At 64.1% G+C, this 4,432-nt stretch carries 6 protein-coding genes; all 6 read right to left on the reverse strand.

Annotation, left to right across the window (positions count from 1 at the left end):
• Nucleotides 1-671: TrbG/VirB9 family P-type conjugative transfer protein (locus MRY75_RS00565; RefSeq protein ID WP_292305197.1), on the reverse strand; the 671-nt coding region annotated here is incomplete at its 3' end.
• 1 nt (nucleotide 672) lies between these two features.
• Entirely contained in the window at nucleotides 673-1,353 is a 681-nt protein-coding gene (locus MRY75_RS00570) for a virB8 family protein (protein WP_292305198.1), read from the reverse strand.
• Nucleotides 1,354-1,370: 17 nt separating this feature from the next.
• Nucleotides 1,371-2,384 (reverse strand): type IV secretion system protein, encoded by a 1,014-nt coding sequence (locus MRY75_RS00575; RefSeq protein ID WP_292305199.1) that lies wholly within the window; start codon nucleotides 2,382-2,384, stop codon nucleotides 1,371-1,373.
• Nucleotides 2,385-2,810, reverse strand: coding sequence for a hypothetical protein (locus tag MRY75_RS00580; protein WP_292305200.1), 426 nt, complete (start codon nucleotides 2,808-2,810; stop codon nucleotides 2,385-2,387).
• Between the two features lie 8 nt (nucleotides 2,811-2,818).
• Nucleotides 2,819-3,586: a type IV secretion system protein gene (locus MRY75_RS00585; RefSeq protein WP_292305201.1), complete on the reverse strand. Its 768-nt coding sequence runs from the start codon at nucleotides 3,584-3,586 to the stop codon at nucleotides 2,819-2,821.
• Nucleotides 3,583-4,432, reverse strand: an 850-nt coding sequence (locus MRY75_RS00590) for a lytic transglycosylase domain-containing protein (protein WP_292305202.1), incomplete at its 5' end; no start/stop codon positions are given. The genes MRY75_RS00585 and MRY75_RS00590, both read right to left, overlap by 4 nt.

Genomic DNA, 4,432 nt, shown 5'->3' on the forward strand with positions numbered 1-4,432 from the left:
AGCGTCCAGTATGTGTTCACCCCGAGCACCCGGACGGTGTTGCCTTGTTGGGTCCAGTTGACGGTGCGCTCACGGCCCTGGTCATCGGCCTTGAAGAGGGCGGGTTGGCGACCGTTCTCCGGGAAGACGAAATACGTGTAGCGCCCATCGTCATAGATATGGCTGGGGCGGAAATCCCCCTCGCCCGAGACGCGGTAATTGTAGTTCCGTGGCGCCTCAAATCCCTTCGGCTGGGTTGCACCTGCCGAGCGGCGTTCTTCGTCGGGGTAACGAAAGCGGACTTCGAAGAACATGCCGGTGCGGTTTGGGATCGAACCTTCGCGCAAGTGGAAGGAATAGGTGCGTCGGTTGGTGATGACCGTCATGTTGGTCGAGGCATTGGCCACATGTGGTTTGATCGTGAGCACATTGCCAAGCTCGGGGATCGGGTCGACCTGGAAGCTTTCGGTGTCGCCGACGATCACCGCCTCGAAGCGCTCGCCCGCCCCGAAATGAATCGTCGTCGAATGCCGAAGATCCGTTTCGATCCGGTAGACCTGGTTCTCATTGTAGACGGCGGTGCGGATACGGATGTCGAGTGGGCCCCCTTGCGGCGTGGCCTCGGCAACAGCGGCAACAGGGAGGGCAAGCGCCAAGAGAAGCGTGGTGAGGAGCGCGGGCAGGGATTTCATGTCAGTTCTCCAGGGTCTCGGCGTCGACGCGGTAGGCGGTCACCACGAAGCCCAAGGGGTTGGCCCAGACATCCTGAAGGCGCTGGCGGGTTTCGGGTTGGAAGTCGTAGCCGACGGTGGCCACGTAAGACCGGGTGACGGTGCGCGTGTCGCGCGGCCGGCGCAGCGTGCGGGTGAAACGGACCTGGGCCACGCCACGCTCGATCTGGTTCACGGACTTGATCACCACCTCGATCTTGGCGTCGCGGCCATAAACGGTGATCGGATAGTCCTCATTGGTAGAGGACCAGAGATCGCGCAATGTGCGGGCGGCATCGCCATCCGAGCGGTCGAGGACCGAGTTGATGCGCTGCTCGCCATCGGTCAGGTCATAGGTCTCTCGATCATCCACATAGGCCACGAGATTGGCCTGGATGATGGCATCGCTTTCCGAGAGTGTCAGAGCCTGGACGGCGGCGACCCGGTCCATCTCGCCGGTTTCCTTGTCCACGACGACCACGAAGGTCTCGGTCGTTTTGAGCGGAAAGAGGCTCGCGCCCGCGACCATGCCTGCCACGCCGACCAGCACGCCTGTCGCTGCAACGAACCAAGCAAAGCGCTCGCGCCGTCTTGGCCCGTAAATGAAATCCGCCTCGAAAGCGTCGCGGTCAGGCGCGGAGGAACTGGTTACAGTCTTCTTCAAAGTCGTCGTCTTTCACATCAGGGTTTGCGGAAGGCCTTGGCGGCCGAGAGCAGCGCGCCGGGGCTTTGCCGGATCATCTCGCCGGTCTTCACCACACCCGCGTTCGCCATCTGGTTCAGCTCATGGGGAGACTTGCCGGTGACGAGGCGCGAGGTCGCGCCGGTGCCATACTGGCGCGTGTTCACGAAGCCCTGACGTGCAAGCCCGGTCAGGCCCACGGCATTGGACGCAATGCCCACCACGCCGGTGAGGTTGGACGCGATGTAGGGGACCGAGGCCATGATTCCGGCGCTGAGGATCAGGATGACGAGGAAGGGCAGGATGAGGCTGACGGTCTCGACATCGCCCGGATCGGCGGAGGCGTCGCCGATCGCTTCGGCGATGGCGACGATGATGCCTGCGGCGCCTGCGGCGGCGACCGGCATGAGCGCGTAGCCGATGATGGCGCGGGTCCAGGCCTCGAAGAGGGATTGGGTCGGTTTGAAGAGCGAGGTCACGATCATGAAGGGGGCGATCACGATCATCAGCGCGAAGACGATGCGGGCGAAGGCGATGATTCCGGCGGTGACAGCGGCGAAAACGGCGGAAAGGACGAAGAAGATCGCGCCCAGGACCGCGCCGAAGACCCAGCCCGCGCGATCGCCGATCGTGTCGCCATAGGCGGTGATGCGGGCGACCATGTTGTCGAGGCTCTCATAGACCCCGGCCTCGTCGCCCGACCCGGTGAGCGCCAGGATCGAAGCGCCGACGGAGTCGGGCACGCGCGTGACGATGTCATAGATGACGCTGAAATTATCCCAACTCTGCGCGAAGATGCCCACGAGCGCCACCTTCATCCCGAAAGCAAAGCCGGTACCGAAGGGCAGGGGGCGGAGCTGCATCACCGCGTTGATCCCGAGCAGCACGACAAGGAGCGCGGCCCCTGCCGAGATCACGTCACCGACCGCGCCAGCGGAGGAGACAAAGCCGTCCTGCGCCACGGTATCCACCGCGGCGTCGACCTGGCTCAGGATGTCGCGAATGACCCCCATCTACTGCGCACAGGCCTCCACAACTTGCGCCTCGAGCGCATCGGCCTGCGCGTAAAGATCGAGCACCTTGAAGGGCAGGCGTGGGTTGTCAGAGGTCTGGAACCGGGGCAGGGCGTCAAGCGCCTGAACCCAGGTGAACTGATCCAGCAGGCAGGTGCAGGTTTCCGAGGCGAGCGCCTCCTCGGCAATCAGGATGCGCAGGATCGCGCGGTAGCCGTTGCGGAGATAGGCTGTCTCCGCCAGATCGGCGGGCGGTTTCGGGACTCGGCAGGCGTCGGCCTCGTCCCGCGCGATGGCCATCGAGCTGAAAGGCGTGTCACCGGATGGCTGCGTGGTCGGAGTTTGGGCCGACGCAGCATTGGGCAGGATGCTCAGGACAAGGGCGGCGAGACCAAGCGCCCGGATTGGAGCCAAGCTGTGGGTCATGGACTTCCTCATGGATCCACCGCCATCGAACGGAACTTGCGCTCATCCGCGAGGGTCGCGGCATCGACAACGCCGAGTTGGCCGACGCTGACGCCTTGCGCCGCTTCCAGCCGCCAGATCTGGGTCAGGATGATGCCGAGCTCGGCGGTGACGCGGGTGTTGAGATCGACGGCGGCTTTCAGCCCGTCCTGATCGTCAATGAGCCCGACCATGGTCTCGAGCCGCTCGAGGCTTTGACCGGCCTCTTCATGGCTTTCCTGCGCGGCGACGGACAGCATGGCACTGGCCCCGGCCGAGACGGCGATGCGGTTGTCTGCGGGCTGATCGGAGCCCGAAAGCGTGCTCAGTCGTTCCGAGGTGAAGCCGCTGCCCGACAGAACCCGCTCGACCGAGGACGAGAGTTCCGCGCCGGGATTGAAGCCGCTCAGGAAATCGCCGCTCGCCAGAGACTGCGCGGTGTTGAGGGGGGCGACCAGTTTGCCACGCAGCGCGCGGAATTCTTCGACCGTGGCGAAGAGTTCCCCGAGCCCGCTGCCCTCAATGAGCGAGGTCAGTTGCGCCTCGAGGTTGGTGAGCTGCGACAGTTGGGTTTCCAGTTCCAATCGCATGGTGGCCAGCTGTTGCATCTGGACGTTTAGGTCCTCGGCCATGTGCTCGAGCTGCGCCACGAGTTGGCCAAGCTGCGATCCATCGAATGTCGGGACGCCCTGGGCCGCGGCAGGTTCGCCAAATCCGAGCAAGAGGGCTGCGGTTGTTACCAGAAAAAATCGTCTCATTCGGGAACTCCCATCTGCATGAAGTCGCGCTCGGCGAGCCGGTCGGCGACGATGTGCTGTGCGTAGGCCGCCTCGCGCTGCTGGTTCGCCGCCATCAGCCGGACGCGGAGGTTGAGGATGCGGCCGATTTCGGCCTTGGCGTAGGTGTTGAGCTCCCAGGCCGCCTTGGCATTGGGTTGCACATCGATCTGCAGGATGATCGCGCGCAGGCGATTGATCACCTGCTCGGTCGTGGCCGAACTGTCGGCGGCATAATAGACGCCCGCCTCGGAGATGCTGGCATATTCGGCGAGCGCAAAATCCGAAGGCGAGAGCGTGCCGAGCGCGTCGGCACCGCCCACGACAGCCAGGTATTCGTTGTAGAATTTCGAGATGTTGCGCACATAGCCTTGCGTCTCGGCAAAGGGCGGCACGCCACCATACTCGATCACCCGGCCCGGCCCCGCGTTATAGGCCGCGAGCGCATGGGGGATGTTGCCGAAGCGATTGAGCTGGGTGGTGATGTAACGCGCGCCGCCGCGCAGGTTGTCTTTCACGTTATAGCGGTCGACTCCAAGATCGGAGGCGGTGCCGGGCATGAGCTGGGTCAGACCATAGGCTCCGACCGGGCTTTGTGCCGCGACGTTGAACCGGCTCTCCTGCTTGAACAGGGCCTGGAAGAGGCAGCGCAACTGGGTGGCCGAGAGACCCGCGCGGGCCACACCGGGGGCGCCTGCGAATTCCCCCGCGACCTCGACGATCATCATCTCGACTGTTTCGCGGCCCTCGCCGAAGAGGCGGCTGTTCATCGGGCTAGGGTCGGTATTGGGATAGACCGCCGCCACGCCAAAATCCGCATTGCCTTCG

It is taken from the genome of Marivita sp. (assembly GCF_022763305.1).
In the GTDB taxonomy this organism is placed as follows: domain Bacteria; phylum Pseudomonadota; class Alphaproteobacteria; order Rhodobacterales; family Rhodobacteraceae; genus Marivita.